The sequence below is a fragment of the Bradyrhizobium sp. SHOUNA76 genome (assembly GCF_023006445.1).
Classification (GTDB): domain Bacteria; phylum Pseudomonadota; class Alphaproteobacteria; order Rhizobiales; family Xanthobacteraceae; genus Bradyrhizobium.
On sequence record NZ_JALBHA010001051.1, the window covers coordinates 1 to 692 of the forward strand.

General features: G+C 68.4%; 1 protein-coding gene. It reads right to left on the reverse strand.

Annotation, left to right across the window (positions count from 1 at the left end; translation table 11 throughout):
- Positions 1–692 (reverse strand): MATE family efflux transporter (locus MOV74_RS39645; RefSeq protein WP_246933054.1); only part of this gene is annotated, 692 nt, incomplete at both ends.

The window sequence follows — 692 nt, forward strand, 5'->3', positions numbered from 1 at the left end:
TCACCGCCGCCGGTTCGCCGCGGCCGAAGGCGTGGCCGACCCGCACCGTCGCCGCCATGCCGATGCCGAGCGGCACCATGAACAGCACGGCGGTGATCTGCAGCGCGATCTGATGCGCGGCAATCGCGGCAGTCGAGATCAATCCCATCAGCAGAGCGGCCGAGGAGAACAGGCCATATTCCAGCAGCAGCGAAAACGAGATCGGCGCGCCGATCGCGATCAACTGGCGCATCAGTGGCCAGTCGATCCGCCAGAAGCGGGCGAGCGGGCGGTAGTCCGAAAACGGCTTGCGCAGCCCCGCGATGGCGAGCACCGCGACGAACGTGCCGAGGTTGACCATCGTGGTCGCAAATCCCGCGCCGAACAGGCCGAGCTCCGGCAGGCCGAACAGACCGTGGATCAGGGCATAGACCAGCGCGGCATTGACCGGGATCGCCGCGAGCGTGATCCACAGCGGCGGCTGCGGCCGGTTCACCGCGCTCATCATGCTGCGCACCGCAATGAAGCCGAGTGCCGGCGCGATGCCCCAGGCGAGGCCATTCAGATAGCGCTGGGCAAGCGCGGCGGACTGCGGCGCCTGTCCGAGCGCGAGCAGGATTTGCTCGCCGTAGAGCGGCGAGGCCATCATCGGCAGCGAGATCAACAGCGCGACCCACAGCCCGACGCGCAAGGAGCGGCGGATCAGCCTGACG